The organism is Vulcanisaeta distributa JCM 11216 (assembly GCF_001315985.1).
Classification (GTDB): domain Archaea; phylum Thermoproteota; class Thermoprotei; order Thermoproteales; family Thermocladiaceae; genus Vulcanisaeta; species Vulcanisaeta distributa_E.
The window spans coordinates 58,125-84,721 of sequence record NZ_BBBI01000010.1 but is presented as its reverse complement, the minus strand read 5'-3'; the positions used below and the strand labels follow the sequence as shown (position 1 = coordinate 84,721).

The 26,597-nt window shown below is 45.8% G+C and carries 25 protein-coding genes, 3 tRNA genes and 8 pseudogenes; 20 read left to right on the top strand and 16 right to left on the bottom strand.

What is annotated here, in order from left to right; translation table 11 throughout:
- From JCM11216_RS09460 to JCM11216_RS09405, 13 genes and pseudogenes are all read left to right on the top strand, one after another.
- A partial coding sequence (locus tag JCM11216_RS09460) for an AAA family ATPase (RefSeq protein WP_243675926.1) occupies positions 1-505 on the top strand: 505 nt, incomplete at its 5' end.
- 49 nt (positions 506-554) lie between these two features.
- Positions 555-782, top strand: a complete 228-nt coding sequence (locus JCM11216_RS09455; RefSeq protein ID WP_054854050.1) for a hypothetical protein — start codon at positions 555-557, stop codon at positions 780-782.
- Between the two features lie 55 nt (positions 783-837).
- A pseudogene (gene fen / locus JCM11216_RS09450) lies at positions 838-1,892 on the top strand (flap endonuclease-1).
- Positions 1,893-1,935: 43 nt separating this feature from the next.
- Positions 1,936-3,165 carry an NADH-quinone oxidoreductase subunit NuoH gene (gene nuoH, locus JCM11216_RS09445; RefSeq protein ID WP_243675925.1) on the top strand — a complete coding sequence of 410 codons (1,230 nt, stop codon included), beginning with the start codon at positions 1,936-1,938 and terminating at the stop codon, positions 3,163-3,165.
- A gap of 162 nt (positions 3,166-3,327) precedes the next feature.
- Positions 3,328-3,537 (top strand): hypothetical protein, encoded by a 210-nt coding sequence (locus JCM11216_RS09440; protein WP_054854048.1) that lies wholly within the window; start codon positions 3,328-3,330, stop codon positions 3,535-3,537.
- 69 nt (positions 3,538-3,606) lie between these two features.
- On the top strand, positions 3,607-3,987 hold the full coding sequence (locus tag JCM11216_RS09435) for a hypothetical protein (RefSeq protein WP_054854047.1): 381 nt from the start codon (positions 3,607-3,609) through the stop codon (positions 3,985-3,987).
- Positions 3,980-4,384, top strand: a complete 405-nt coding sequence (locus JCM11216_RS09430; RefSeq protein ID WP_054854046.1) for a hypothetical protein — start codon at positions 3,980-3,982, stop codon at positions 4,382-4,384. Before JCM11216_RS09435 ends, JCM11216_RS09430 begins: the two co-directional genes overlap by 8 nt.
- Before the next feature lie 6 nt (positions 4,385-4,390).
- Positions 4,391-4,465: transfer RNA gene (locus tag JCM11216_RS09425), tRNA-Glu, on the top strand.
- Between the two features lie 458 nt (positions 4,466-4,923).
- Positions 4,924-6,807: an APC family permease gene (locus JCM11216_RS09420; RefSeq protein ID WP_243675924.1), complete on the top strand. Its 1,884-nt coding sequence runs from the start codon at positions 4,924-4,926 to the stop codon at positions 6,805-6,807.
- 86 nt (positions 6,808-6,893) lie between these two features.
- Positions 6,894-8,084: pseudogene (locus JCM11216_RS09415) on the top strand (dihydrolipoyl dehydrogenase).
- The gene (locus JCM11216_RS18625; RefSeq protein WP_243675923.1) at positions 8,059-8,352 is read left to right on the top strand and encodes a hypothetical protein; all 294 of its coding nucleotides are present in this window, start codon (positions 8,059-8,061) and stop codon (positions 8,350-8,352) included. Before JCM11216_RS09415 ends, JCM11216_RS18625 begins: the two are co-directional and overlap by 26 nt.
- 161 nt (positions 8,353-8,513) lie before the next feature.
- Positions 8,514-8,788: pseudogene (locus JCM11216_RS09410) on the top strand (DUF2175 domain-containing protein).
- 56 nt (positions 8,789-8,844) lie between these two features.
- A complete protein-coding gene (locus JCM11216_RS09405; RefSeq protein ID WP_243675922.1) occupies positions 8,845-9,984 on the top strand; it encodes an AAA family ATPase in 1,140 nt (379 codons plus the stop codon).
- A 54-nt stretch (positions 9,985-10,038) separates the two neighbouring features.
- On the opposite strand, the gene JCM11216_RS09400 is transcribed toward JCM11216_RS09405, so the two are convergent.
- From JCM11216_RS09400 to JCM11216_RS09390, 4 genes are read right to left on the bottom strand one after another with little or no spacing between them, the layout of a single operon-like run.
- Positions 10,039-10,350 carry a hypothetical protein gene (locus tag JCM11216_RS09400; protein ID WP_243675921.1) on the bottom strand — a complete coding sequence of 104 codons (312 nt, stop codon included), beginning with the start codon at positions 10,348-10,350 and terminating at the stop codon, positions 10,039-10,041.
- Positions 10,351-10,355: 5 nt separating this feature from the next.
- Positions 10,356-10,988: a hypothetical protein gene (locus JCM11216_RS18620; RefSeq protein ID WP_243675920.1), complete on the bottom strand. Its 633-nt coding sequence runs from the start codon at positions 10,986-10,988 to the stop codon at positions 10,356-10,358.
- A 14-nt stretch (positions 10,989-11,002) separates the two neighbouring features.
- Positions 11,003-11,554 (bottom strand): glycosyltransferase family 2 protein, encoded by a 552-nt coding sequence (locus JCM11216_RS18615; protein ID WP_243675929.1) that lies wholly within the window; start codon positions 11,552-11,554, stop codon positions 11,003-11,005.
- Between the two features lie 34 nt (positions 11,555-11,588).
- The gene (locus tag JCM11216_RS09390) at positions 11,589-12,476 is read right to left on the bottom strand and encodes an NAD(P)-dependent oxidoreductase (protein ID WP_054854055.1); all 888 of its coding nucleotides are present in this window, start codon (positions 12,474-12,476) and stop codon (positions 11,589-11,591) included.
- Positions 12,477-13,097: 621 nt separating this feature from the next.
- Here JCM11216_RS09390 and JCM11216_RS09380 point away from each other — a divergent pair.
- A tRNA-Val gene (locus tag JCM11216_RS09380) sits at positions 13,098-13,175 on the top strand.
- 137 nt (positions 13,176-13,312) lie between these two features.
- The gene (locus tag JCM11216_RS09375; protein ID WP_243675919.1) at positions 13,313-14,062 is read left to right on the top strand and encodes a Sip1-related alpha-galactosidase; all 750 of its coding nucleotides are present in this window, start codon (positions 13,313-13,315) and stop codon (positions 14,060-14,062) included.
- A gap of 66 nt (positions 14,063-14,128) precedes the next feature.
- On the opposite strand, the gene JCM11216_RS18610 is transcribed toward JCM11216_RS09375, so the two are convergent.
- Positions 14,129-14,232, bottom strand: a tRNA-Ile gene (locus JCM11216_RS18610).
- A gap of 97 nt (positions 14,233-14,329) precedes the next feature.
- On the opposite strand from JCM11216_RS18610, the gene JCM11216_RS09370 reads away from it, so the two are divergent.
- Positions 14,330-15,259 (top strand): mechanosensitive ion channel family protein, encoded by a 930-nt coding sequence (locus tag JCM11216_RS09370; protein ID WP_054854043.1) that lies wholly within the window; start codon positions 14,330-14,332, stop codon positions 15,257-15,259.
- Between the two features lie 28 nt (positions 15,260-15,287).
- Here the strand turns inward: JCM11216_RS09370 and JCM11216_RS09365 are convergent.
- Positions 15,288-17,165: pseudogene (locus JCM11216_RS09365) on the bottom strand (aldehyde ferredoxin oxidoreductase family protein).
- Between the two features lie 188 nt (positions 17,166-17,353).
- On the opposite strand from JCM11216_RS09365, the gene JCM11216_RS09360 reads away from it, so the two are divergent.
- A complete protein-coding gene (locus JCM11216_RS09360) occupies positions 17,354-17,857 on the top strand; it encodes a dual specificity protein phosphatase family protein (protein ID WP_054854042.1) in 504 nt (167 codons plus the stop codon).
- Here JCM11216_RS09360 and JCM11216_RS18605 read toward each other — a convergent pair.
- A complete protein-coding gene (locus tag JCM11216_RS18605; protein WP_243675918.1) occupies positions 17,844-18,575 on the bottom strand; it encodes a hypothetical protein in 732 nt (243 codons plus the stop codon). The genes JCM11216_RS09360 and JCM11216_RS18605 overlap by 14 nt on opposite strands.
- Complete coding sequence (locus tag JCM11216_RS18600) at positions 18,508-19,035, bottom strand: MFS transporter (RefSeq protein WP_243675917.1); 528 nt, start codon at positions 19,033-19,035, stop codon at positions 18,508-18,510. The genes JCM11216_RS18605 and JCM11216_RS18600 overlap by 68 nt, the downstream gene beginning before the upstream one ends.
- A gap of 267 nt (positions 19,036-19,302) precedes the next feature.
- Between JCM11216_RS18600 and JCM11216_RS09350 the strand changes: the two are divergent.
- From JCM11216_RS09350 to JCM11216_RS18590, 3 genes and pseudogenes are all read left to right on the top strand, one after another.
- A pseudogene (locus JCM11216_RS09350) lies at positions 19,303-20,273 on the top strand (serine/threonine protein kinase).
- Between the two features lie 188 nt (positions 20,274-20,461).
- Complete coding sequence (locus tag JCM11216_RS18595) at positions 20,462-21,541, top strand: DUF460 domain-containing protein (protein ID WP_243675916.1); 1,080 nt, start codon at positions 20,462-20,464, stop codon at positions 21,539-21,541.
- A 119-nt stretch (positions 21,542-21,660) separates the two neighbouring features.
- Positions 21,661-22,290, top strand: coding sequence for a hypothetical protein (locus JCM11216_RS18590; RefSeq protein ID WP_243675915.1), 630 nt, complete (start codon positions 21,661-21,663; stop codon positions 22,288-22,290).
- On the opposite strand, the gene JCM11216_RS09340 is transcribed toward JCM11216_RS18590, so the two are convergent.
- From JCM11216_RS09340 to JCM11216_RS09305, 8 genes and pseudogenes are all read right to left on the bottom strand, one after another.
- The gene (locus tag JCM11216_RS09340; protein ID WP_054854041.1) at positions 22,282-23,523 is read right to left on the bottom strand and encodes a methionine adenosyltransferase; all 1,242 of its coding nucleotides are present in this window, start codon (positions 23,521-23,523) and stop codon (positions 22,282-22,284) included. The two genes, JCM11216_RS18590 and JCM11216_RS09340, sit on opposite strands and share 9 nt — an antisense overlap.
- Positions 23,483-23,773 carry a small nuclear ribonucleoprotein (Sm) gene (locus JCM11216_RS09335; RefSeq protein ID WP_054854040.1) on the bottom strand — a complete coding sequence of 97 codons (291 nt, stop codon included), beginning with the start codon at positions 23,771-23,773 and terminating at the stop codon, positions 23,483-23,485. The genes JCM11216_RS09340 and JCM11216_RS09335 overlap by 41 nt, the downstream gene beginning before the upstream one ends.
- Positions 23,774-23,868: 95 nt before the next feature.
- Positions 23,869-24,075, bottom strand: a complete 207-nt coding sequence (locus tag JCM11216_RS09330) for a DNA-directed RNA polymerase subunit N (RefSeq protein WP_013335221.1) — start codon at positions 24,073-24,075, stop codon at positions 23,869-23,871.
- A 66-nt stretch (positions 24,076-24,141) separates the two neighbouring features.
- Positions 24,142-24,629 (bottom strand): annotated as a pseudogene (locus tag JCM11216_RS09325) (30S ribosomal protein S9).
- Positions 24,626-25,200: pseudogene (locus tag JCM11216_RS09320) on the bottom strand (50S ribosomal protein L13). Before JCM11216_RS09320 ends, JCM11216_RS09325 begins: the two co-directional pseudogenes overlap by 4 nt.
- Positions 25,201-25,210: 10 nt before the next feature.
- Entirely contained in the window at positions 25,211-25,540 is a 330-nt protein-coding gene (locus tag JCM11216_RS09315) for a 50S ribosomal protein L18e (RefSeq protein ID WP_054854038.1), read from the bottom strand.
- Entirely contained in the window at positions 25,534-25,722 is a 189-nt protein-coding gene (locus JCM11216_RS09310; RefSeq protein WP_054854037.1) for a hypothetical protein, read from the bottom strand. The genes JCM11216_RS09315 and JCM11216_RS09310 overlap by 7 nt, the downstream gene beginning before the upstream one ends.
- Positions 25,723-26,555, bottom strand: a pseudogene (locus tag JCM11216_RS09305) (DNA-directed RNA polymerase subunit D).
- Positions 26,556-26,597: the final 42 nt, after the last annotated feature.

Below are 26,597 nucleotides of genomic sequence, written 5' to 3'. Positions count from 1 at the left end.
GGGCTACGCCGAGGACTCACCGGCAATGGATAGGATAGTGGCTCAGTTGTTAGCCGAGATGGATGGCGTGTCAAGGCTTGACAATGTAGTTGTGATAGCAGCCACGAATAGGCCTGATATCGTTGATCCAGCGCTGCTTAGGCCCGGCAGGTTTGATAGGATAATCTATGTGCCGCCGCCAGACCTTAGGGCTAGGTTCGAGATACTCAAGATACATACTAAGAATATGCCACTCGCTAGGGATGTCGACTTAGTAGAGTTGGCTAAGATGACCGAGGGATACACGGGCGCGGATATCGAGCTTTTAGCTAGGGAGGCAGGTTTATTGGCAATGAGGGAGGTGGACGGTGCCGGCGAGGTATCGATGAAGCACTTCATCGAGGCCATGAAGAAGATAAAGCCATCAATAACACCTGAGATGATTAAGTTCTATGAGGCCTGGTACGATAGGATGAAGCAGACGTTGGCGCGTGAGAGACAGAGGGCACCAACGCTCTATGTGTAAGGATTAAAAATAAAATATGCTTCCTGGGTGATTATCTGGTTCAGGAAGTATGAGGAGACCAGTACCCATTGAGGCGCTTATTATGGACTTGATAAGGGATAAGGGCGACATGTGGTTTAATGACTTAATCCAGGCGCTAAGGGCTTGGTATCCAGACGTTACGGAAAAGGAGGTCCTAAATGCATTAATGAGGCTTGAACTCAGTAGGTTAATTATTGTCCAGAAGATTGTTAGGAAGGATGGTGCGACATACCACATAAGGGTGGTTAAGGATTAGTTTGGGGGGGAAAGAGATATAGGGAGATATTTAACGGATTATTTGGGTTACCTAGATGGGCGTTACCGAGCTTGGCAAGTTGATACCAGACAGTGTTAGAAAGACCGTAGATTTTACACAATTGTCGAACAGAATAGTGGCATTAGACGCATATAACGCGCTCTATCAATTTTTAGCATCAATTAGGCAACCAGACGGTACGCCGCTCATGGACTCCAAGGGGAGGGTAACAAGTCACTTGAGCGGCTTGTTATATCGAACAATAAACTTCCTCGAAAATAGGATATGGCCTATATACGTATTTGATGGTAAACCACCCGAGGAGAAGACCCTGGAGATCGCGAGAAGGAGGAAGGTTAGGGAGGAGGCCATGGATAGGTGGGTCAAGTTGCTTGAGGAGGGTAAGAAAGAGGAGGCCAGGAAGTACGCACAGAGGGCCTTGTTCCTAACTGATGGCATGGTTGAGGACGCGAAGAAATTACTGAGGTTAATGGGCATACCCGTGGTTCAAGCCATGGCCGATGGGGGGGAGGCACAGGCAGCGGTGATAGCCAGGGAAGGCAAGGCCTGGGCTGCGGGTAGCCAGGACTATGACTCATTACTATTTGGGGGGGCACCCAGGCTTGTTAGGAACCTCGCCATAACCGGACGTAGGAAGTTGCCGAATAAGGATGAATATATCGAGATTAAACCCGAGATAATAGAACTCAATGAAGTTCTCAAGGCGCTTAAGCTTAGGGATAGAACACAGTTAATAGACCTAGCAATTCTACTTGGAACCGACCTAAATCCAGACGGTGTATCAGGCATAGGGCCTCAGAAAGCCTTAAGTTAATACAGGAGTTCGGTAATCTTGAGAAGCTACTTCAGGGCCCATTAAAGAACGCGCAATTCCCAACAGACCCACTGAAAATACGCGATTACTTCCTAAACCCACCACATAACCCGAATTACAAGATAGAGTTTGGACAGCCCGATGAGAGGGGCATAATTGAGTTCCTGGTTTATGAGCACGACTTTAATGAGGAGAGGGTTAAGAACGCTATTGAGAGACTTAGGAAGGCCATGGGTAAGAGGAAAGAGTCAACACTGGATTCATTCTTTGGTTGAGTCACTGGGCGGGTTAAGCTTAAAATAATCAAGGCCCTTAACCATGCTGGGTACTTGCATGAAGCCCGTATTATCAATAATTAACTGGGCACTCAGTTGGGTATCCGGTATCATATCATCGGCCATACAACTACTATATTCAATAATTAATTATATATTATCGAGACCTGATGATTACATACCATTCCTATGGCCAATAATAAACTTCCTAAACCACGTACCAATAATAAACATAATAGTGCACCTCATATTCTGGAGACCAATATTCGACCTGCTCTTTGTGCCCGGCTTAGTCTCGGTCTTGATAGCCCTAATCTTCATAATATGGTTCGAGAGGAAGTTAACGGCTAAGGTCCAATGGAGAATTGGGCCACTCGAGGTTTCGAGACCAATAGGCGGTTTTCTCCAGCCCTTCGCCGACCTCTTCAGGTACATGTTCCAGGAATTCGTAGTTCCTCTACAAGCCGATAAGAATTACTTCATTCATGGGCCAGCAATAGTCTTCATACTATCAACACTACCCATCTTTTTCATACCAATAGGCCCAAAACAATTTACGCTCCCCAATGGCACGACGATTGAGGGTATTTACGGCATATACACAGGCTACGATGTATTAATTGCCATAGCCCTTATAACACTCTTTAACATAGGCATAATACTAATTGGTTGGGCCAGTAATGATAGGTTCACCTACATAGGTACCGTGAGGGAGGCACTATTGTACACGGGCTATGAGGCGATCCTCATATTATCAGTTGTCGCAATACTCCTCATCTACGGAACGGCGGATCCCTTCAAGATAGTTAATTGGCAGGTAACGCACCTGCCAGGCATAATAGCAAACCCACTTGCCTTTCTGGCCTTCCTAATAGCCACGCTCATGGCCACGTCAAGGTTCCCCTTCGAAATACCCGAGGCCGATACGGAGATAGTCCTCGGCCCGTACACGGAATACAGCGGTATTGTATATGGCCTAGTAATGACCATGAGCTATGAAAAGCTGTATGTGTTAAGCCTACTAATGGTTCTATTGTTCCTAGATGGTTGGGCGGGTCCATACATACCATATTTCGGAGCTTTGTCACCTGCAATATGGTTTGGTATAAAAACATACATTGTAATGATGATAATGGTATTCACGAGGTCAGTATACGGCAGGTACAGGCCAGATCAAGCACTAAAGATGAGCTGGTCATCACTGTTAGGATTAGTAATAGCCGCATTAGTTCTTTCTCTGATAATTGATCTTCTAATAATTAAGCCTCTCTAATTATTTTAAATTTAAATAATATTCAAGTTAAAAACATTAATATATAAATATTTTTACGAAAAAGCATATTAAAATAATAAAAATACGATCATCATCATATCAAACCATTAATAATTAGACTAACCACTAAATTAATAAGGAGGCTTTCCAGGACTCAAGACAATGGTCGTTTGCCCCGTATGCGGTAAGGAATATGCAAACTCAAGTTCGTTACTGAAGCATGTTAAATTAAAGAGTAGATACGATCCAATGCACATGGCGTTCTGGATGGAGTTCCAGAAGTACATGAGTACGCCAAGGGAGGATTGGGCAATGCTGACAAAGACTGATTTATTCAGGGAATTCCTTCGAGAAAGGGGGGGACTACTTTAAAACTATCACTTAACACCGCATAATTAACTTAACTAATAACCTAATTAATAACGCAGCACCAAAAATCTCGTGGTCAAGAGGAGGGTTAGGGGGGGAATCATTCAGGAAGTACCTAATTACCAATTGAACTGGCCGATCAAGTTAAGGGAATTATCAATAAAGCTCCAGGACAAGTCCCACAAGGTGGCGCAGGAGGCAATTAAGTTGTACGTCAATGGGTCATTAAGTAAAGATGCTGTTATGGAGTTAATAAAAATGAGTGGTGTTTCACTGAGTAGGTACGTAAACCCCCCCAGAAAATACTTAAGATATGATGGAAATGATGAGGTGATTGGGAATACAGAGGATATTGTAATTAACGAGTTTGAGGAGGTTAACAACGATATTAAGGAGGTTAATGAAGAGTACATTGGCCAAAGGATGATTAAGAGGCTGATGAGTAATGATTGACGAGTTAATACGTAGGTACGGCAAGTACATGGGAGGGATTAATTATGAGAAGGTACTAAATGACTTAATGAGCGAGGAGGATAGGCTTAGGGAAATAGAAAGAAGATTAATAGGCATGGAAACAGGGCCTCAGATAAATTACGAAGTAATGAGAAAACTCGAAAGAAGGCAACTGGTCCTTAAATACATGGAATTAAAAAGCCAGGAAACTGGAATGCTTGAGTTAATTAAGGAATTGAAAATAAGAGGATACACCAAAGCCGAAGTGACAAAGGCAATGAGAAGGTTACGAAAAATAAGAAGGCAAATACGCATAATAAAGCAGGAACTAAAACTAATCAATGGAGAACACACAAATGCAACAAAAGGCTTAAAAACCGACGTATTTAATGACTAACGAGCCCCCCCGGTCGTATAGCCCGGTCAAGTATGCGGGCCTCTCGAGCCCGTGACCCGGGTTCAAATCCCGGCCGGGGGGGCACCAATTTTTGGCTTTACTTAAATGCCATTTACTGCCATTCTCACCGCAGCATTTATATCATACCACTTTAAATGTGGTATTAGTGCTCAATTCTATCTCTTTCAATTATCCTGGCCTTCCCATCCATGAAATCGAGACATTATGTGCTAGGGTCTGCCATCTAAAAATACGTATTCATATAAATACTTACTGGGCATATACTTGACCTATAGTTCTATTCCTAGTATTTGTATCTACATATTAGTATGTAGAAGTAGTTATAGTATTCTTTAATAAATTTGTATATTAATACAGGGAGGAAATGCTTTTATAAAGAATTAATAATAAAGTAATTCCATGGCGAACCCACCTGAGGCAGGGCCTGAGGTTGGGGGGGAAAAGAGGGCGGTTCAAAGTGATAAGCAGTTAAGAAGAGCCTGAATCAATGGGATATTGCGTTCCTAGTTGTTGGTGCCATGATTGGCAGCGGTTGGTTATTTGGTTCGCTCGGTGCGGCAAATACGGCGGGTCCTGCCGCCATTTTTTCCTGGCTAATCGCCGGGTTCCTAATGATATTCATAGCCCTGGCCTATACCGAAATTGGTGGTATGCTGCCTAAGAGTGGTGGTATTGTTAGGTATCCGCAGTATACCCATGGTGGCTTTGCATCGTTTATAATGGGTTGGGCTTACTTTCTAAGTGCTGTCACGGTTGCACCATCTGAGGCTATTGCAGCAGTTACCTACTTAAGTACTTGGGTGCCTAACCTAACGGTTAGTGGCGTTTTAACCCCGTTAGGTACGCTTGTGGCTGCCGTATTGGTGGTATTCTTCTTCCTCCTTAATTGGTATGGTGTTCACGTCATGGGTAAAACAAATACTGGAGTTGGTTGGTGGAAATTAATAATACCAACGTTAACCTTCATCCTATTAATGACGCTTGCAATGCATACAGTTAACTATACGGGCTTAGCTGGTGGTTTTATACCGTATGGTTGGTCATACGTTTTCTTGGCAATACCCACAACTGGTATAGCCTACGCCTACCTGGGCTTCAGGCAGGGCATTGACTATAGCGGTGAGGCTAGGAAACCTTCAGACGTTGTTTGGGGGGGTACAATACTCGGTTTTATCATTGTCATGATGATATACGTATTACTTCAGGTATCCTTCATAGGTGGTCTTAATTTTAATAGGTTGTACCTGGCTTATGTGAATTCAACAGGGCAGGTGGTTAAGGTTATTGGGCAGCCAACGGCTAGTACTTGGAATTGGGCGTACCTACAGGGTGTAAGTGTTTCTAGCCAGCTCACAGAGACGGTTGTGTACAAAACTGCGAGGGGGGGTTGGGCAACATTAGCGAGTGGGCCATTTTACGGCTTACTATACATAGCTGGAGGAGCATTGGCGATCTTTGCAGTAATACTACTCATAGATGCTGTTGTTTCTCCATCAGGTACGGGTTGGATATACATAGGTACAACGGCTAGGACTATATATGGCATGGCGGCCGACGGCCACCTACCCTCTGCATTCCTGAGGCTAAATAAGTATAAGGTTCCGCTTTGGCCCACAATAGCCGCCCTGGTGCTTGGACTATTATTCCTACTGCCATTCCCAACCTGGTTTGCAATATCCTCGTTTATAACAACGACCACGGTATTCACGTACATAATTGGTGGCCCATCGTTAATGACCCTCAGGAGGACAGCACCAAATGCTAATAGGCCAATTAAGTTGCCCGCTGCGTCGGTAATCGGTGCCATAGCCACGATAGCCGCCTTCCTAATTGTTTATTGGTCAACCTTCTACTACCTATGGTTCGCAATAGCCCTGATACTCGCTGGTTTACCACTATTCTACATGTACACAATGGTCAATAGGTATGGGGCAAGCAGAACCGCAGGCATTATCTCTGGGATAGTATATTGGGTTGTGCTTATCGTAGCCACGTACTACCTGATATACCTACCATTCGCAGCACCCACTGGCTGGCCCGCCTCAACACCAGTCACAATGCTTAAGCTGGAGCCAACTCATATAATAGACTTCGTTAGTTACGTCGTAATAATGACAGCCATGGTCGTTGGATTCACACTGTACGTAGCCTCTACGGCTAAGGATCGCGAGACGGCCATGAAGCATGTGAGGGCTGGTTGGTGGGTCGTGGCGACTATATTCTCGGCATATGTATTATCGTTCCTAGGCTCCTTCAGCGTCTTCCAGCCGCCTATAATACCGTTCCCCTGGGACACGGTAATAGCGGCCCTAGTGGCCCTTGGACTGTACCTCTACGGTTCCTACAGTGGAATACTCACTGATGACCTAGTCATTGCGTTGAGGGAACTTGGTGGTGTCTAGCGCGTAATGCCTTAAAATTATTTTCTTCAAATGTGTCAAATTTTTGACTTAAAAACAAATAAATTAGTGACTTTTTTGTCATACTCGTGCTTGGGAAATACCCAGTATTCCCACCTACAGACTCTGAGTTTGAGGACCCACCAAAGTTGGATAAGTACGATGTAGTTGTTATAGGCGGTGGTGGAGGTGGTTATCACGGAGCCTTTGAGTTGAGTAAGGGTGGCCTTAAGGTTTTGATGATCGATGATAAGGGTAACCTGGGCGGTAACTGCCTGTATGAGGGTTGTATACCGTCTAAATCCGTCTACATGACGATTTACCTAATGGAGAAGATAAGGGGGGGTATACTGAACAGCGTTGGTAATAAGGACATAAATGCGGTTAGGGTTCTTTGGGAGAACGCCATTGATCATAAGGATAATGTCCAATACATTAGGTACCTACAGCACATTAGGGAGATTAAGGAGCATGAGAATGTGGACTTCGTTAAGGGCGTTGCGGAGGTTATTGATGAGCATAGGGTTAGGGTTAGGGCAGTTGATGGTTCCTGGAGTAAGGATATCGAGGCAAGGCAATTACTAATAGCAACAGGTTCGGCACCAATTAGAATACCAGTGCCAGGTGCTGACCTTGCCATTGGTAGTCAGGAATTATTTGGTTACAAGACGAGTTATAGGAAGATTCCGAGTGATGTGGTGATTATAGGTGGTGGTTACATAGGTGTTGAGGTCGCCTCAGTACTTAGCTCCATGGGTATCAAGGCAACAATAGTCGAGATGCTACCTAGGATACTGGCTGGTTGGGATAACGAAATTGTTTCCAAGATTGAGGAGAAACTAAGGTCTAAGGGTGTTGAGGTTCTCACGAACTCGAAGGTAGTTGGTATTAGGAGCGAGGGTGGCAGAAGATTGTTGAGTTTGAGAGGTCAGATGGCAGTAGGGGTTACGTGGCTGGTTCTGAGGTTATAATGGCTGTTGGTAGGAGGCCATACGTGGAGGGCCTTGACAGGCTTGGCATTGTTGAGAAGGGGGCACGTTGAGGTTGCCTCATCGATGAAGACAAGGGTGCCGAATATATACGCAGCCGGCGATGTACTTGGCAAGTACATGCTTTACCATGCAGCCGTTAAGGAGTCTGTGGTGGCGGCGTGGAATATTCTACATGGCAAGCCAATCTACGAGGTCAACTTCAATTCAATACCAATGACCATATTCACAGAGCCCGAGGCGGCCATGGTTGGCTTAAGCGAGGATGCTGCCAAGGCCAGGGGGCATTAACTACGTAACCGTTTCATACCCACTCGAGGATGATGCCTACGCCCAAATAATGGGCGTTAGGGAGGGCTGGGTTAAGTTGATTATTGAGAGGGAGAGCCAAAGGATCATCGGTGGTGTGGTTTATGGTGAAGCCGCGTCAATGATAATTAATGAAATAGCGCTTGCGGTGGCCGTTAATGCCCGCGTCAAGGACATCGCATTATTAGCCCATCAACACCCAACAATATTTGAGTCCATTGACAGGGCTGCCATTAGGTTCTCGCTATGATTATATATTCATAACTACTTATAATTATTTAAAAGAATAATTATATGTTCATTTAAATTAGAAGTCAATTAAGGGTAATTAAGCCCCATGAACCATGACCAGGCTGTATGAGTAGGAAGGTTTGGAAGTGCTATAGGTGCGGTGAGGAGATTGTGGAAGGCATGAAGTTTACGTTTACCAAGCAGGGTCCAATCCATTGGGAGTGCTTTAGGGCTGAGGTTAGGGATAGTTCAATGGGAGTATCCCTGAGGATGTGAATGTCATGCTTGAGCTGTTGGATTACTTCGCTGATGGTATTGTTAAGATTAAGGAGCTTGAGACCAGGGCTTCCTCTAATGAGTTAAGGCAGGTACTCATGGCTAGGAGGAAAGTCATTGAGGGCGAAATGGCTAGGTTAATGAGTGAGTTAAATAGGGCACTTTATGGGAGTGCTTAATCATATCTTAGTATTTATGAGGAACGTTTAAATTCTGGTAATTAATGCTTTAAGTCGTGAGTGAGAGTTACTTTGATAGGATTAGGAGCGTTTACACGAAATTAAATAACATATTCTTTAAGTATGAGAACGAGGTTCTTGGCGCATTAATGGCTACATTATCAAGGGAGAATTACCTATTAGTTGGTCCACCAGGTACTGCAAAAACAACACTCGTTTACGCAATATCTAAATTATTAAACGCCAGATGGTTCTATAGGCAGTTAACGAAGTTCACAGACCTTGAGGAGATCCTAGGACCAATAAACATCGCCAAGTTACTTGATGGTAAGGTGGAGAGGATATACGCAAACTCCATTGTTGAGAGCGAATTCGCATTACTCGATGAGATATTCAATGCCTCAAGCGCCATACTGAATACTTTACTGTCAATACTAAATGAGAGGGTTGTCTATGACGGTGAGAAGGTGGTCCCAGTAAAGACTTGGACGGTCTTCGGCGCAAGCAATAGGATACCAGATGAGGAGGAACTGCAGGCACTGTATGATAGATTCCCACTCAGGGTCTTCACCGAGTGGGTTAGCCCTGACGATACTGAACCATTGATAATAAAGGGTTGGGAGTTGAGGATGGACCTGGAGAGGATGGAACCCCCCCTGGCCACAATGGATGATGTGCAGGCCGTTAATAAGATAATCACGCAGTACGTTTATGAACACATAAAGGACATATCGAAGATAATAAGTCCAATAATAGCCAATTACGTGGAACACATACCAATTAGCAATAGGACCAGGGTTAAGGTGCCCATGTACGTGGCCACATACCTAATGCTCCATGGAATAGACATTGGTCGTGTTGAGCTAAGCCCATCGCTGCTTAGGGTAGGTACGATAAAGGTGCTTAGGTACTTAGTCAATAATAAGGACCAATTAAGTGAATATAACTCCTTCGCCACAGTCCATATGCCAGAGGACCTATTGAGACTAAGTGAGTTACTCAGTGAAGCTAAGGCCTTAATAAATAATGAGGTTTATGATGAGGCCAGGCAGAGGATTAGGGATGCCAAGGAACTACTGGAGCAAATAAGGAATAGGTGGGATGCGGTGATGGCTAGGTTATACGCTGATGAAGTAAACGAAATAGAGGAATTACTAAAGAGACTTGAGGATGCTTTAACGGAGAATAGGCGATAAGTTATCGTTCACCACGTAGTCTCAGGATATCGCGTATGATAGAGACCACGGCGTTCATGAGCCCGGGCGGTGCATTATATAGCTCATATCTGTTAGGATATCGGCCATTAATTCGTTTAACCCATCCACGGTAATCCCTGAGCCCTCGAGTTCCCTTAATTCATTGTTTAATACCCTGAGGTACATGTACGAAATCACAAAAAACCTGGTCTTAAAATCACTGGCCTCATTAGGTGGGCAATTAAATGCACTTATTGGTTCCTCCCTACAAAGAGCATTAATGTCCATGCCCAATTCATTCAGGTAATTAATCAGTAACTGTGGGTTCCTGACCATGGCCCAGAAGGATTCACGTACATTAACCATTACTATCACTTGAGTGGTCTCTCTTTCATTAATTTTACGGCGTCCATAACAGTGAATGCACGGCCTCTCCAAGTGATGGATTCCGTAAACATGGTCTTAATTATCGCAAACCAGGAGAAATAAACATTGATCACTGAAGCCAATGCAAGCAGGGTTGAGTAGTTTCTCGTTATATTCACACCATAGAACTCACCAAGAGACCTAATGCCACTAATCCTCACGTGATCCTTAACTATGCCAATGATAAACGGCAGAAGACCAAGCGCCACAAAACATGGATTAATGATTGATAAGGCTGCGCCGATGGGCAACGTGATAGCGTACAACGTGTAGGACACCGCATAGAGTAGAAAGCCCCCCCTGAAACCGTAAACACGTACATACCACAACTGCCTAACGGCCCAGTTAAATGCCTCCTTAATGCCAACATCCTCAAGCGTTAATACCAGGGATTCAGGAACGAAGTCTATGGCCCGGCCCTCCCTATGTACGAAGTGCGTGATCACATAATCATCACTTAGGTAATAAGGTAGATAATCACGAACATCCCACTTATCAAGAATCCACTTCCAAATGGCCGTGGAGCCACCCCAGGTAAACCTAGCCACCGGGTTCTGCATTGCCGTGATGCCAATCATGTTAAAACTAGCCCTTAATAATGAGCCAAGGCCAAGCCTCCTGAGTGTACGTAGAATCTATACGTCGTGGCGGCGCCCGAGCCATTAACCAATGATGAAACTAGGTCCCTAAGCCAATGCCTATGAACAAGGGCATCACTGTCAACAAAAACAACGGCATCACCAACCGCATGACCTAGGGCGAAGGCCAACGCCTCACCCTTACTACGCCCACCCCCCCTGTTAATTAATACCGAGGCATCGACATTAAACCCCCCCTTAATCAAATCCTTAATAATGCCGTACGCGGGGTCATCCTCACTATCGAGTACGAAGATGTAGCTCCTACGACCTGGATAATCCTGGTCTAAAACACTAATGACGTTACCCCCCCTAAGATTTTGGTCCAAACCTCTCACGGGCATTATCACCGTAACCCAGGGATAATTCCCATCACTTGTTAATCCATCGACCTTCTTCCTACCCCCCCTCCAGTACCTAACTTCAAAATAGAGAGATAGTAATGATGATAGTACGGACGCAGCAATAATTAATGCACCAATGATCATTAATATTAATGGTATCATCACTAGGGAGGATTACAATTACGATTTTAAGTTATTACTGCTTAGTTAATACCTTTAATACGGCTGCGAAATCCTCCTCGGAAAGGCCCATCCTCTCAGCCATCCTATAGAATTGAAGGGCCAATGACGCCATTGGTATTGGAACACCACGCATTGAGGCCTCCCTACTAACTATGTCCAGGTCCTTACGCATGTGCTTAAGGGCAAACTGAACAGAGTAATCCCCCCCACTAAGCATCTTGGGGACCTTCAACTCAGACGTCGGTGACCTAGCACTCGACAGTTTAGTCAATACATCTAGAATTACAGAATCACTGAGACCAAAGGCCTTACCCAACTGAACAACCTCGGCCAAAGCAACGACATACGAACCAAGCAATGCATTATTTATGAGCTTAGCGTAGAGTCCGTAGCCATTCGGTCCAACGTGGACTATGGTTTTAGCCGTATATTGTAAGACCTCCCTAGCCCTATTAAATGCCTCGTCAGAACCACCGATAAGAACAACTATTTCCTTCCTCTCGACAGCCACGGAAGTCCCAATCACCGGTGCATCAACCATCTCACCACCCCCCCTTGACTTAATGGTGTTTGCAAGCTCTATTGAAACGCTTGGTGATATTGTGGACATATCAATCACTAAAGAGCCAGGCCTTAAACCACTCAATACGCCGTCACTGCCCACAATAACATTCCTAACAGCCTCATCATCGCTAAGCATTGTGATTATCACGTCAGATGCCTTAGTAAGCTCACTCGGTGTCTTAAAGGCCTCAACACCAAACTCCCTACTAAACCTCAGGGCCTTATCAAACGTCCTATTATAGACCCCCCCAATTAGCAAACCCGCATCTCTTAAGTTCTTAGCGATTCTCCAACCCATTATGCCGAGACCGATAAGACCAACCCTAACGTTGGCCATACCACACCCAGCGTTACTCCCCCCCGGTTTAAATAACAATCTCGGGCTGTAATTAACCATGCATGGAGTAAGTGATTTATAGCAGCATGACCTGATGCAATGCTTCATTAAGCCCATAGTAAGTGCTGAGATGCGCTTGGACCTGGTGGTTCTATCCTAATCCCAATAAATATGGCCGGTAATGAGACTAATGATTATTGCGCCATTCATGAGTGCGAGTAATGCGTCAATGGTGGTGTTAAGCGGGATAACTCACCATTATCGCCTAGTCACACTAGGCGAATTAAGTGGGGATGAAATGAGCGAGGGATAATGCTGAACAAAACAATGAGGTACATGATCAAGCTATTGATGAAGCAAGCACGTAACACAGAACCAGCAAAACTATCAAAAGCAGAGGCACTGATTAAACACTACCTAATGCGGGCCCCTGGCATTCATGGACTCACCACACATCCTCTTCTACATAAGCTCAGCCTAGTCTCCACAGCGGCAATAGCATCAGCATTGAGAGGGCAAGTATATATACGATGAGAAAAACACAATCGCAAGTAGATAGGACCAACGTTCTAACATAAGCAATGAACAAAAAACTTAAATTCTTCATGAAGCCAATCACCCGGGCCCGTAGTCTAGCCTGGTTAGGATGTCCGCCTTACGAGCGGGAGGTCCCGGGTTCAAGTCCCGGCGGGCCCACCACGTTTGTTGCGGATTGAGGTTTGCCTTAGTTGTTTTGAGTCCTAACCCTTCAATTAGCCACGTCCCAAATAGCTTAAACGTATCGAATTGCATGGATATGGCTCCTGGGAACCACAGTAATTACGCCCTGTAATGCCATGAGGGTTTCACAGGACTACATACCAATGTGGCGTGCAGATGCTAAGTTACACACATTATGGAGTGTTTACAATAGCCTGCTCTACAGTCACTTTGCGTATCCTGATTATGATATGTGGATGAGTTATGACCAATCGGCCAGGTTAATAGCAGTAACGAGGGTATTCAGTGGAGGCCCTGTTTACATCACTGATCGTGAACCAGAAAGGACCAATGTCAAGTTAATTAAATGGATCACACTCAATGATGGTGAGGTTATTCGGGTAGATGAACCGGCACTGCCCATGAAGGATATCCTATTTAGGGACCCATATAATGAAGCCGTACTTCTTAAACTTGCATCAACAGTTAATGAATATCCAGTAATTGCAATCATGAACATTAACAGGGATGGCTTAAGAATCAGTGAGGAGTTTAGGTTAGACAACATGCCCATGAGTCTAAGCGGCCAATACGTATATTATAAAGTTATTAATGGTGAGTGGGGGGGCATTGTTGAAGCTGGTGGCTCAATTAAGGTTGAGCTAAATGAACTTGAGGTAGAAGTAATAGTACTAGCACCATTAATTAATGGTAACAAGACCGTGATAGGTATAGCAGAGAAGGTATTACCACCATACCCATTGAATCTTATTAAGATGAACGACAGAATTGTGGCGAGGACTAGGGACGAGGGTACACTACTGTACGTTAAAAATAATACATTGAGTAAGACCAGCGTCAAAGCTGGTGATATTATTGAAGTTTAATGAGCCACTAAGAATCTTCCAGCCTTGTAATGCAATTAGTTTTCCTGGAAAATAACAATGCAAGATTGGTGGGCCCGCCGGGATTTGAACCCGGGACCTCCCGGTTATCAGCCTTACGCGGGGGGGCACATGCCCCCCCAGGGCGCTCCAACCTGGCTGAGCTACGGCCCTCAGGTCTAATGCCTTATTCGTGTTTTTATGCTTTTCTTCCCTGCACCTCATGTGAATAACCTTTATTATTAAGTTCGTATCATTGCTGTGTTGGGTATGGGTAGTAGTAATACCGCTGTTGGTGTTGGTAGGCTTATTGTTAGGTTATTGCTTGAGTGGATTCTCCTTGCCATAATTGGTGTCTTGATTTACGTACTTTACATAAACATAGTCTTCTACCTAATACCCACTAATTGGAAGGGTATTCTCCTGACCTACGATAGTGTTGTTAGGTCCGTGATTATAGTCACCATTGGTGCAATCCTCGTTTGGGATACTGGGAGGAGGGTTAGTGATTACATTAGTAGGTATGATAGGGTTAGGGGTACGGTGCTTAAGTTCGTGCTTGATACCGTGCTCATAGTGGCTATATTGATAGCCTTGGCCGTGACCTTCGAGAAGTTCGGCCTTTCGGTGGCCGCCTTCTCAGGTACTGCGGTTGGTATTATTGTTGGTCTAGCCGCGCAGCAGACGCTATCAAACGTCATTGCCGGTATCGTCATCATAATGACTGGTAGGTATAAGCCGGGTGATAGGATTACAATCGTTAATTGGAGGTACGGCATAGTAAGGACTATGTACCCGCATGAGGGGTTGCCGAATGGTTTTACAGGCGTCATTAGGAACATAACGCTGATGTTCACGGAGGTTATTAGCGATAGTGGTTGGGTGTATACCATACCTAATTACGTGATGCTTGACGCCTTAATAATACACAGGGATGTTGCGCCTTTTAAGCGTATTAGGGCTAGGATTGACGTGCCATCGAGTATTGATCCCTGGGTCTTTGAGGAGAGGATTAAGGAGGCCCTTAGAGATGGTAGGATTAAGAGTGTTAGGGTTAAGGTTGGTGAGACCTGGCAAAGCACTAACCTTTACCAGGCAATAATTGAGGTTTTAGCTGATGGTAAGGTTGATGGTGAGGAAATAAAGGATTTGGTGCTTAGGGAGGCTGTGAAAATCAGAAATGAATTAGGTAAACAATAAATTTGATGTAGGTTTTTTACTAACGTGATTATAAGAGGTACTCAAACTCCTCAAGCCCTAACCTCTTTAGTGTGTCTCTTGTGGGTTTGCCATCAACCCAACCCCCCCTAAGCTTATAATACACCTTTATTCCCTCGTCAAACATCTTGGACGCTGTGTGGCCCTTGGCGGGGCCGTCCGGTATTGGCTCCCTCATCCTAGGCGGTAACTCATCCTTAACCCACTTACCCTCCCTAACCCAGTGCAGTCTCTCCACATTGAATATCCTCTCACCAGTCGTGAGCACGTCCTGTGGTGTTAAGTCCCATCCAAAGGCAGCGTTGTATAGGTCTGCGAAGTCCTTCTCGGTATCTATGTTGGGCATTAGGTTCTCGAACTTGCAGAATATCGTTGAGTCAACAACCGCGAATAAGTCCTGGTTCCACTTAACAATCCTTGCCTGCTTCTCAATGCACTCCTGCGTCTCGCAGAATGGGTCAACCTTCTCAGGAACACCAAATATCTCCCAAGTCGGTGTGTAGGCCTCCAGGTGGTCGCCGCCCCCCCTATTGGCCGTGTAGTAAGCTAGTGCGAAGCCCTTGAGTGCCCTCGGGTCATAAGCAGGTAGCCCCCCCTGTCCTCTTGATCCGACGAATAATTGTGGCATCCCATACTTAACGGCTAACCTGTAATCACCCTCTGCCAATTCATCGCCAATGCCATCCCTATAGGCAATCTTGTGTATTAAGTACTCAAGGGAACCCGCATCACCCCAGTCAATGTCTAGGTTCAATTTGCCGTTTTTAGCCAGTTCAATGGCCATTGAAAGGGTGTTACCTAGGCTTATGGTGTCTAGGCCAAGTTCATTGGCCAACTTCTGGAACCTGAGATTAGCCTCCGGGTCTATTGAGCCAACATTAGGTCCAAGGGCCCAGGTATTCTCATACTCCTGCTTCACGTACTTCTCAGTAACGGAGAACTTAAATGGGCCGGACTTAACCGTGGGCATTTGCGTGCAGGCTATTGGACAGTTATAACAGCCGTGGGTCTCCGTTGGGTAATGGTCCTTTATATACTCCTCACTGACTGGTGTCACGTCGCGATCTTCCCAGTACCGCCAAAGTTATAGTGAGGTAGCGCACCTATTGACTGCACGATATTCATCAATACGTTTGTACCGTACTTATGAAGCACCTTAGTTGTATCATGAGTTGCAATCCTCTTAACAATATCACTATTAACCTTCATGAACTTGGCCTTATCAACGAGCTCCTTGCTTAAGTCCCTCGTTCCCCCCCAGACCAGTATTCCCTTAAGTAATTTGCTTCCCATGACGGCACCAACGCCGCCCCCCCTCCCTGCGAACCTCTCATAATCGCTCATCCTAATGCCTGCGAACTTAACAAGGTTTTCACCAGCTGGTCCAATCACAGCAACGCCAGCCTTTGTCTCATCAGGTGGGAATCCATTCTCCTCAAGTATTATCTTAGTGGAGGCCCCAGTCCACTTGCCCCCCCAGATGTGCTTGGCTGGTTTTAGCTTTGGCTCTCCATCCTTAATAACCAGGTATACCGGTTCATCAGCCTTACCCTCGATTATTAAGCCATCATAGCCAGACCTCCTAAGCCAGTATGAGAAGTTGCCACCGGCATTTGCGTGGGTGTAAACCCCCCCTGTCAATGGAGACCTCGTGGTTACGTTAACCCTACTTGAGGATATCGTGGCTATACCACTCAATGGGCCTGAAAATATGAATAACTTATTGCTTGGACTTAATGGGTCAATGCCCCTTGGTATTTCCTTAAGGGCTAAGTACGCGGCTAATCCCCCTACCACCCAGGAATTTCTTTAGAAGGTCCTCCTTAATTACCTCCTCGGTGAAGTGCTCTCTTGATAAGTCGACTCGCAGTATTCTAAAAACCGTCATAGATGGATTAACCAAGTGGTTATATTTAAGTGCGTTGTTATCGATAATTCAATAATATTCAGTTAAATATATTCACATAAATTACAGCCATAATAATTAAGTAAATAAAGAATTGAACCAAACACCCCTAATTAAACTCTAAAGAGAATAAGTATTAAAATACCAAGTCATTTAGGTGATGAAGCGCAATGGTGAAATTCCCGTACTGGGTAATTGAGGGCGCTCTGGCGGGCTCGTCAATGCCGCTTGATGAGGACACGGTGGCCATGTGGCATAGGATGAGGATTAGGGCCGTGGTGATACTCGTTGAGGAGTGGGAGTTCGCCATGGAGGGTTGGGACTTCCATGAATACATAAATACGTTGAGGAAGTTAGGCATGGATTATTTACACGTTCCGACTAGGGATGGCTATGCACCGCCTGAGGACGTTCTTTATAATATTGTTACCTGGATTGATAAGAATATAATGAGCGGTAAGCCCGTCCTCGTTCATTGCCATGCAGGTATTGGTAGGTCACCCACGGTCATAGCCGCATACCTAATGTATAGGAGGGGGGGGTTGAGTGCTGATGATGCAATTGAGGTTGTTGGTAGGTATAATGATGAATTATCAATAACAAATGAGCAATACCTGACCCTCATTGCTTTTGAGCATTATTTACGAAATACCAAGGGCGCTAGTACTCCCTAGTCCTTATCAGTGAGCCCAGGATTACCAGCAATGCCCCCCCAATAATCATCACTATTGAGCCGTATATAGCAAGCATTGCTGGACTACTTGGTGATGAATCTAGGATTAGCATTACAGCCGCCGTGGATAATGGGCCTATTGACGCGTTTAAGTTCCATCCAAAGGCCACGGCACTCCACCTAACCTCTGTTGGGAATATTGAAGTGAAGTAGAGTGTCTGGGGCGCTGCGGCTAGGCCAAAGAGGATCCCCCCCATCAATAGGCTTGCATATGTTGATAATGGGTTTAGCGTGAATGCTAGGTAAACAATGAATGGACTTAGCACCAATAGGAGTGTTGATGGTACGATGAAGGACCCCCCCCTAAGGCCCAACGCCCTTATCAGAAATCCACTGAGCAATTCACCAACCACGGCGCCTATACCGCCATATACGCCAAGCAGTAGGGCCCACCTGTAGGCCTGCTCACTTGGTATTTGTAACTTTGGTGCAACTATGTCACGCATTACATAGGGCCAGTAACCCGATCCGCCGTAGTAGTAAATCGTTAATCCTAGGTTAATCAGTATTAATGCAATGAATGGTACCCAATAGCGGGATAAAACAACTCCAAGCGGTACCTTAACAATCCCCCCCTTGGACTTAACCTGCTCAATCCACTCGAGGGATTCCGAGCCCCCCCAGAGCCTGATTACTAAGGCTATTAGCTGGTATGGCACCCGTTATGAAGAGTATCCTCCAACCATAAACGCTGAAGGTTTGCGGCATTGCCGATTTCATACTTAGGGTCACGAATGACGTTAGGAACACCGCCCATGAAAGCCCCGAATACATAACACCATTTATGTAGGGTTTAATGCCTTTAGGCGTTAATTCAAGGGCCCAGGCCGCGCCGCCACCTGCTTCACCCCCAAGTCCAATTCCTTGAAGTGCCCTCATTAGGTATAGTAGTATTGGTGCTAGGACACCGGCGGTGCGGTACGTGGGCAATAAACCTATTGCGAGTGTTGCCAATCCCACGAGCGCAGCATCCGATATAGTCGCCAGCCTCCTTCCGCTGACATCACCAACCCAACCAAATATTACTGCGCCGATGGGTCTGACGAAGTACGTCGTCGCAAAGGCTCCCCAGGTCTCTATAGCGCTTACCTCTGCCACCTTTGATGGGAAGAAGTACATCTCAAGTATTGGCGCTAACGACGTGAAAAGTATAATGTCGTAGTACTCAAGGCCCCCCAGACGAGCATTGTACTGATGGCGGCGAGTAGGCTCTGTCTAAGTGTTAATTGTTTAGGTGTGTAATCAAACACGTTATTGTAATCTAGCTCTATTTAATATGCTTTTTCCTTAAATTTATGTGGTAGTTTGATTTAAATTTGGCGTACTAATTCTAGCAACTGTGGTGATTAATTGAGTATTAAAAGTCTCGTTAATGCGTATGATCAATTGGATTCCTTTGACCTTAGGGTACTTAGGGTTATTGAGATTGGTCATAGGAAGTTTGAGTATGTGCCGATTGAGGTCATTGCTGACTGGAGTAAGAGGCCTGAGGAATTAATTGGTAAATCCCTGAAAAAACTTAATGCGCTTGGCATGGTAATTAGGTACAGGGGGGGTAATTACACTGGTTATAGGCTCACCTTCATGGGCTACGACGCACTGGCGCTGCACACACTTGCCAAGAGGGGGGGCATTATCGAGAAGGTTAGCCCAACACCGATTGGCGTTGGTAAGGAGTCTGACGTATATGCAGGTGATGCTGTCGGTGATGGCAAGGTCGTGCTTAAGTTCCATAGGCTTGGCAGGACGAGTTTTAGGCAGATTAGGAGGTTTAGGGCTTGGATTGGGAGTAGGAGGCATATAACTTGGCTTTATGAGTCGAGGCTCTCAGCCCATGCTGAGTACAAGGCACTGGTCCTCGCATATAATGCTGGGATTAACGTGCCCAGGCCAATAACCGTTAATAGGCACACGGTAGTGATGTCCTACATAAACGGTGCGCAGTTATCCGAGGTTGGTGATGCAGACAATCCCGAGGACCTGTACTGGGGGCATTATTGAGGGTATTAAGAAGTTATTTGCAGATGTTGGTATTGTTCATGGGGGACTTAAGCGAATTTAATATAATGATTGACTTGGACAGTGGTGAGCCGTACATCATCGACTGGCCTCAGTGGGTACCAAGGAATGCGCCAGGCGCCTTGGATATGCTGCGTAGAGATGTCACGAACATAACTAAGTACTTTATGAAGAGGTTTGGGCTTGATGTTGATGTTTATGAGGTCTATAATTACGTGGTTGGTAATGTGGAGGTTAGGGAGGAGAGTCTTGAGGAGGCCCTTGAGGAGTTGCTCGGTAGTGAGGGATTGAGTGAGCTCATGGGCTCAGAGAAGGAGGAGGAATTCGAGGATGTGTAGTGAGTCGTGAATAAACAAATTTAAGTAAGGTTGATAGTAATCTAGGCTTAAGTAATGCTTATTGAGGAGTTGAGTTCAGGGCCGATAATTGGGATTGACATCAATGGTAGGAGGTTCTCATACGCGATACTTAGTAACGGCGAAATAATTGAGAAGGGGGGGTCATTGATCCTCAAGACTTAATAAAGATGGTTAAGAAGGTTAGGCCTAAGGCCATAGCCATTGACAATATTGGCGAATTAATGGAGTTGAGCCCCTCAATAATTAAGAGACTCGGTAGGCTCCCGTTTAATGTGTACCTAATCCAGGTAACGAAGGTTAGGCCTGACGTTGATGAGACGATGGAGCTCCTTGTTAATAAGTACTTTGGATTGGATGTGGCTAAGCTCGACCCAGACTCAACCGCTGAATACCTCGCGAGGCTGTGCGCAATGGGTGTTGGGTCTATTGTTAAGGTTTATGAGCCTGAGACTAAGATAATTGTTAAGGCCGCGATATCGACCACGCCGGGCGGCATGAGTAGGAATAGGTTCGAGAGGAATATTGCCCATAGGATTAGGTACTTGGCTAAGGAGATTAGGGAGAGGTTGGAGAGTAATGGCCTTGATTATGACATGTTCATAACACCGGAGAGTGAGGGGTTGAGGTCCGTGGTATTCATCGTATATGCTGATAGGAGTCTCGTTAGGTCCGTGGTTAAGCCGCGTAAGAGTATGGATGTTAAGGTGATAATAGAGTCAGTACCAACGGACTCAATAAAGTTCGTTGGATTAACGGAGCAGGAGGGTGCTGAGAGCATAAGTACTGCTAAGGATAGGAAGCTGATTATTGGCATTGACCCAGGCATAGTCACTGGGGTGGCCGTTCTTGACCTAAACGGTAACGTGCTGACACTGCAAAGCGGTAAGAACCTGAGTAGGAGGCATGTGCTTAGGATTGTGTATCAATACGGTACGCCAGTCCTAGTTGCTGTGGATACAGCCAAACCCTCAGACTATGCCAAGAAGTTGGCTGCAATGGTTGGTGCAGTGATTTACTACCCAGATAGGGACCTGAGCATTGCCGAGAAGAGCGAGATCGCAATTAAGATTTCCCGTGAGCAGGGAATCGCCGTTAAGGACCCACACATGAGGGATGCCCTGGCGGCGGCCTATAAGGCATTCATTCAGTTGAAGCCTAAGCTTGATAGGGTTGAGGAGGAGGTCAGGAGGCTTATGCCAAGGCTATTGATGATGCGAAGGCCCTCGTTATTAAGGGTGCGTCAATAAGGCAGGCAATTGATGAGGTTAGTAGGAGGATTGATGTTCAACCACAGCAGGAGGTCAGGCTACTGACTACTGAGAGGTGTGAGTGCGATTGTGATAAATTGCGTGAGGAGTATGAGAGCATGATAAGGACTTTAAATGCTGAGATTGAGAGATTGAATAAGCTATATAGCGAGACTAAGGAGAAGCTTGAGGAGTTGATTAATAATTACGATGCTGAGGTTAGGAAGGACCAAGTCGTTAGGTCGTTGTACGCCAGGATTGACATGCTTGAGGGCGATATTGAGAAGTATAAGCTTAGGATTAAGGAGCTTGAGAGTAACATGAGGACTCTAATGAATGACTTCCTTGAGTACTTAAGGGGTAGTAAGTACGTGTTGATAAGGTACTCCGAGGGGCTCGACCTTAACTCAGTGGCTCAGATACATAATTCCATCCTTGTGATGAGTGTTGGGGAGTTAATGAGTGTGGGTATTGATAAGTTAATAAGCATCGGCATAAACTCCGTGGTTCTCATCGATATTACTGAAAAGAGCATGCTAAGGCCAATATGGAAGAGGGGGGGTTTGAGGGTTATACCCATCGGCATGGTTTATAACGGTTCATTAAGTGAGGTCTTATTCATTGATAGGTCTATTATTAATAATGCCATTGAATCCCTTGGTAGGGAATTCCTCAGTGCCCTTGATGAGGATCAGTTAAGAAAGATGATAAATGAGTATAGGCGTTTGAGGAGTGGTGTGTTAGAATAACGACACCTTGCTCTTAACTACGAGCTCGGTCAGTGATGTTATGTTATCGAGCTCCTCATTAACTATGCCGTCAATCTCATTCCTAACCTCACCGCTCAATGTGACGCCAGGCTCTGGAAGAACCTCCACATTCGCAACCAGGGGGGGCTCATTAATTGGCTTACCAATTTGGCTTAATAGGTAGACGTAGACTTCTTTCAATCCCTTAACCTCGCCATAGATCCTCTCAGCAATCTTATTGGCGAGTACGTTGTAAAGCTTACCAATGTGGCTAACTGGGTTCTTGCCTGCCGTGGCCTCCATGGTCATGGGTCTCATTGGTGTTATTAATCCATTGGCCCTATTACCACGTCCAGTGGCTCCATCATCGCCGTGCTCTGCAGACGTGCCAGTCACCGTTAAGTAGAATATACCGTGCTCTGGCTTGTCGGCGGCATTAACGGTAACATCAACAGTTAGATTAGGCGCGATTTTTGTGGCTAGGTCAAGCACCTTATTCTTGATCTCCTCCTTAATATTTAGGTAGTGGTCCTTATCCTTAACTAGGGATGAAATTATTGCTGAGGCTATCGTTAACTTAACGTCCTTACCAATTCTCAGCCCCCCCATTACCTTAACATCCTCACCAACCTCAGGGAGCTTGGCCTTAAACTCCCTGGAGTTAAGTAGTCTCTCAGTCTCAAGTACTAGCTTCTCCGTGTCAGTTAATGGCGCAAACCCAACGCCAATTGAAGTGTCATTGGCTAACGGTATCCTCGTTGCCTTAACACCAAGCTCATAAACACCAACTAAGTCCGTCGAGCCCATGCCAACCCTATAATCAATGACCACGTGCTTATCCGGATCAAGGAACCTAAAGTTATTCTTAATCCAATCCCTAATTGCCGATATTATTATCGTGCCTATCGGCACCTTCTCAACGCCCGTGGCGGTCCTAACCTCGGTTGTCACCCTACCAGCGACGAGTATGTATATTGGTTGAATAATATCGCCACCGCCAAACCGTGGATTAGCCTGGCCGCCAACAATGAGTACCTTATCTACGTTATGATGTAGGATTATACCGTACTTCTCAAGGTAGTAATTAGACAAGGCCTTGCTAACGGCCTCGGACGAAGCATCCGCTATGTAGTCTGGGTGCCCAAGGCCCTTCCTCTCCACTAACTCCACATTCAATTCTGAAACAGGTTTCCTATCTATTGTGTTTATTGTTATTGTCCTGGCCATGCCCATCACCCATTGTTTCTTCAGACGTTATATACAGCACTTGCGTACCCCCCCTAATCACTAATCTGCCGTATTTAACAACCACATTCTCACCCTTCTGATCGAGTTCCTCACCTTCGTCAATTATTAGGTTCATGCAGTCGTCGTAATTCACGAGAACACCCCCCCTCAATACCTTATTGTTCTTAAGCCTTATGGTTATGTGCTTGCCAACCATTTTTTGCAGTACCTTCATTGGTTGTTGTGGCCTTTCCATTAATGACGTGTCGAGAAAGCCTATATTTAAGTCTTAGCACCATTTAAGAGTGTTAAAAGTAGTACTATCTAGGACTATATATGATATTTATTAAATTACTCACTCTCGATTTTAGAGTACTCAAGGACTCTATCAATAAGCTCGATGTGGGCAAGTAACGTTCTCCTGCAGCAATAACGTGTGACACCAAGGTCATTGAGGACCTTCTCAGGATTCTCGCCATTTAAGACCCTCTGCTTAAATGGTTCCCATAAATGACCAAGTGGTCGCCCGCAGGTCCAACATCTAATGGGTACAATCATTAGGTACGCAGTAATGAGCCCCCCCTTTAAATTATTTTTGCAATGAAAAATAGGAGGTAGGGAAATTCACCTATATGCCTTCTGACGTTTCGACCTAGCATGCTTTAGACCTGGTTTCTTAGGCTCTGTCCTCCTCGGGTCTCCCTTGATCATTGATGGGTCATATGTCATGTAAAGCTCAAGCAACTTCGAGTTCTGGAAGTACTCGACCAAGCCCCCCCTGGCTATTGCCATCCTAACGGCGGTTGCCTGCCCCCCCCATAAAGCCTCCACCCCCCCCTCACCGTAACATCAATGTCCACCTTACTCGTTAACTCCTTACCCGCGAGCAGCAGTGGTTCCATCATCCTCATCCTAGCCATCTCAATGGGCCAGATCTCGATTGGAACGCCATTAACCCTAACCCTGCCAATTCCAGGCCTAACCACTGCCTTGGCTATGGCAGTCTTCTTCTTACCAACGGCAATTACAACCCTAGCCCCAGCTACCTCCTGAACAGTGGCGTTAGGTACAGACCTGGGTAAAGCCGTTGACTCACTACCCTGCTCACTCATGCACTACCACCCTTACTCTCAGCCTTTTTAAGCTTCGCCATTCTAGCTTCCCAAGCCTCCTTAGCCCTCCTCCAAGCCTCATACTGCTTAGGCTCTATGTGGCTCCAAAGCTCCTCCAGTGTCACGTACTTGGCGCCAGGCCTAACAGATAATAATGCGCCCTTTATTACCACCTTATCAACATTCATGTACTGAGGCGGAACACCCATGAAAACCCTAACCCTCCTATACGCCTGCCTACCCCCCCTAAACTCCTTCCTTGGAAGCATACCCCCCTGATAACCCTCCTCAAAATCCTGTCAGGCTTCCTAGGAATCTTTGGACCGGCCTTCTCGGGGTTATAATGCGTCAACCACTCACTTATCCTCGTCTTGTACCAATTAAGCACCATGTTAAAGTCCCCCCCAGTAACGACTGCCCTCTCCGCATTGACAATGACCACCCTCCTACCCTCAAGCGCCCACTTAGCCACCACTGAGGCGAGCCTACCAACGACGTGATTCGTAGCATCAACAACGATTTCATTCAGTTCAGGCGGGTTCCTCTCCACAACAATCACCTTGCTGCTCATGGCCACCACCCTAAATTATTATCTTAACATTACTACCTTTATTATTCCTCCTAACAAGCTCAGGTATTGTGATCGCCTCAGCCCCCCCAGACCTCTTAATGACCTCAAGGGCGCCCTTTGAGAAGGACCAGGCGGCTATCGTGACTCTCTTGCTTAGTACGCCGTAACCAAGCACCTTACCTGGCACAACAACCACATCACCATCATTAGCAAACCTATTTATCTTGCCAACATTAACCTCAACCCTACGCCTAGTGGGTTTCTCAAGCAAGTCAGCCACGTAATCCCAAATACCCGCCTTATACTCATTGGCCGCGCGCCTAAGGAATCTAATCAACATGCGAAGCTCCACATTAGTGGGACCGTTGGGTTTGGCGGCATGCGTGTTAACGTTGACGCAACCCTTTTTAAATAATTCGCAGCCGTAAATACTATGCCCCCCCTATTCCTCGGTTGGTTCCTCCTCAGTACCAAATTCCTCGCCAGGTATTTGCGTCGACTCCTCGGCCTCCCCCCCAGCAACTAATTCACTACTCGGTGCTGACCCCCCCTTGATAGTTCAAGCTCCATCTCGCTAACGAATTCCTGGAACTTACCCTTAAGAATCCTGAAGCTCTCCCTAACCATGTCCTCGACAGGCATGTTTCCGAAGCTCTCGACCCAAAACACGTACTTATTCTCATCCCAATCAACCTTCAATGCGGGGGGGCATACCTGCTCACAGGTCTTCCACTTATTGAAGGTGCACTTGAGCACGTCATTAATCACTATTGAGCCATCGTCCCTAATCTCGAGGGCGCCATTGCATACCTCAAGGCAAACCCTGCACTTATCATCAGCCTTACCGACAATACTTACCTTCGGGTAGTAGTAATACGACGCCAAACCCGCCTGCCACTTGGCGTGGTTCCTAGCCCTACCAAGCCTGGCATAAGCTCGAGGACTATCTTCTGCCCAGGCACTAACTTAGCAATTGGAATATCCTCATAAACGGGCCTAACCTCGGGGTCGTCTGACTTCAAGTCCCTACTGTAGACCACCATTGGCTCCTTAGCCTCAATATTAAGCTCAAACCTAACCTGGCATAGGCTTGGGTCGACTAATTCCTGCTCGCACTCCTCAATCTTCGGTAGCTTCTTTAGGTCTGTCTTTATGGGTATCATGGACAGCCTATGTGCAAGTACCTCGTCGTAAAGCACGGAGGTGTTATCCAATATTATCACCTCGTCAATCGCTAGGACTGGGACGTCGGAGATGAGGACCCTACGTAGTGAGTTAACAAGCGGCGGTGTAACCCCATCCACGACGGCCTTTAGGTACAGGTCTGACTTCTCAATAACCCTTACCAAGACCACGAAATGAGTGATTGTGATTTTGAGTAAATAAACATTTCTTAG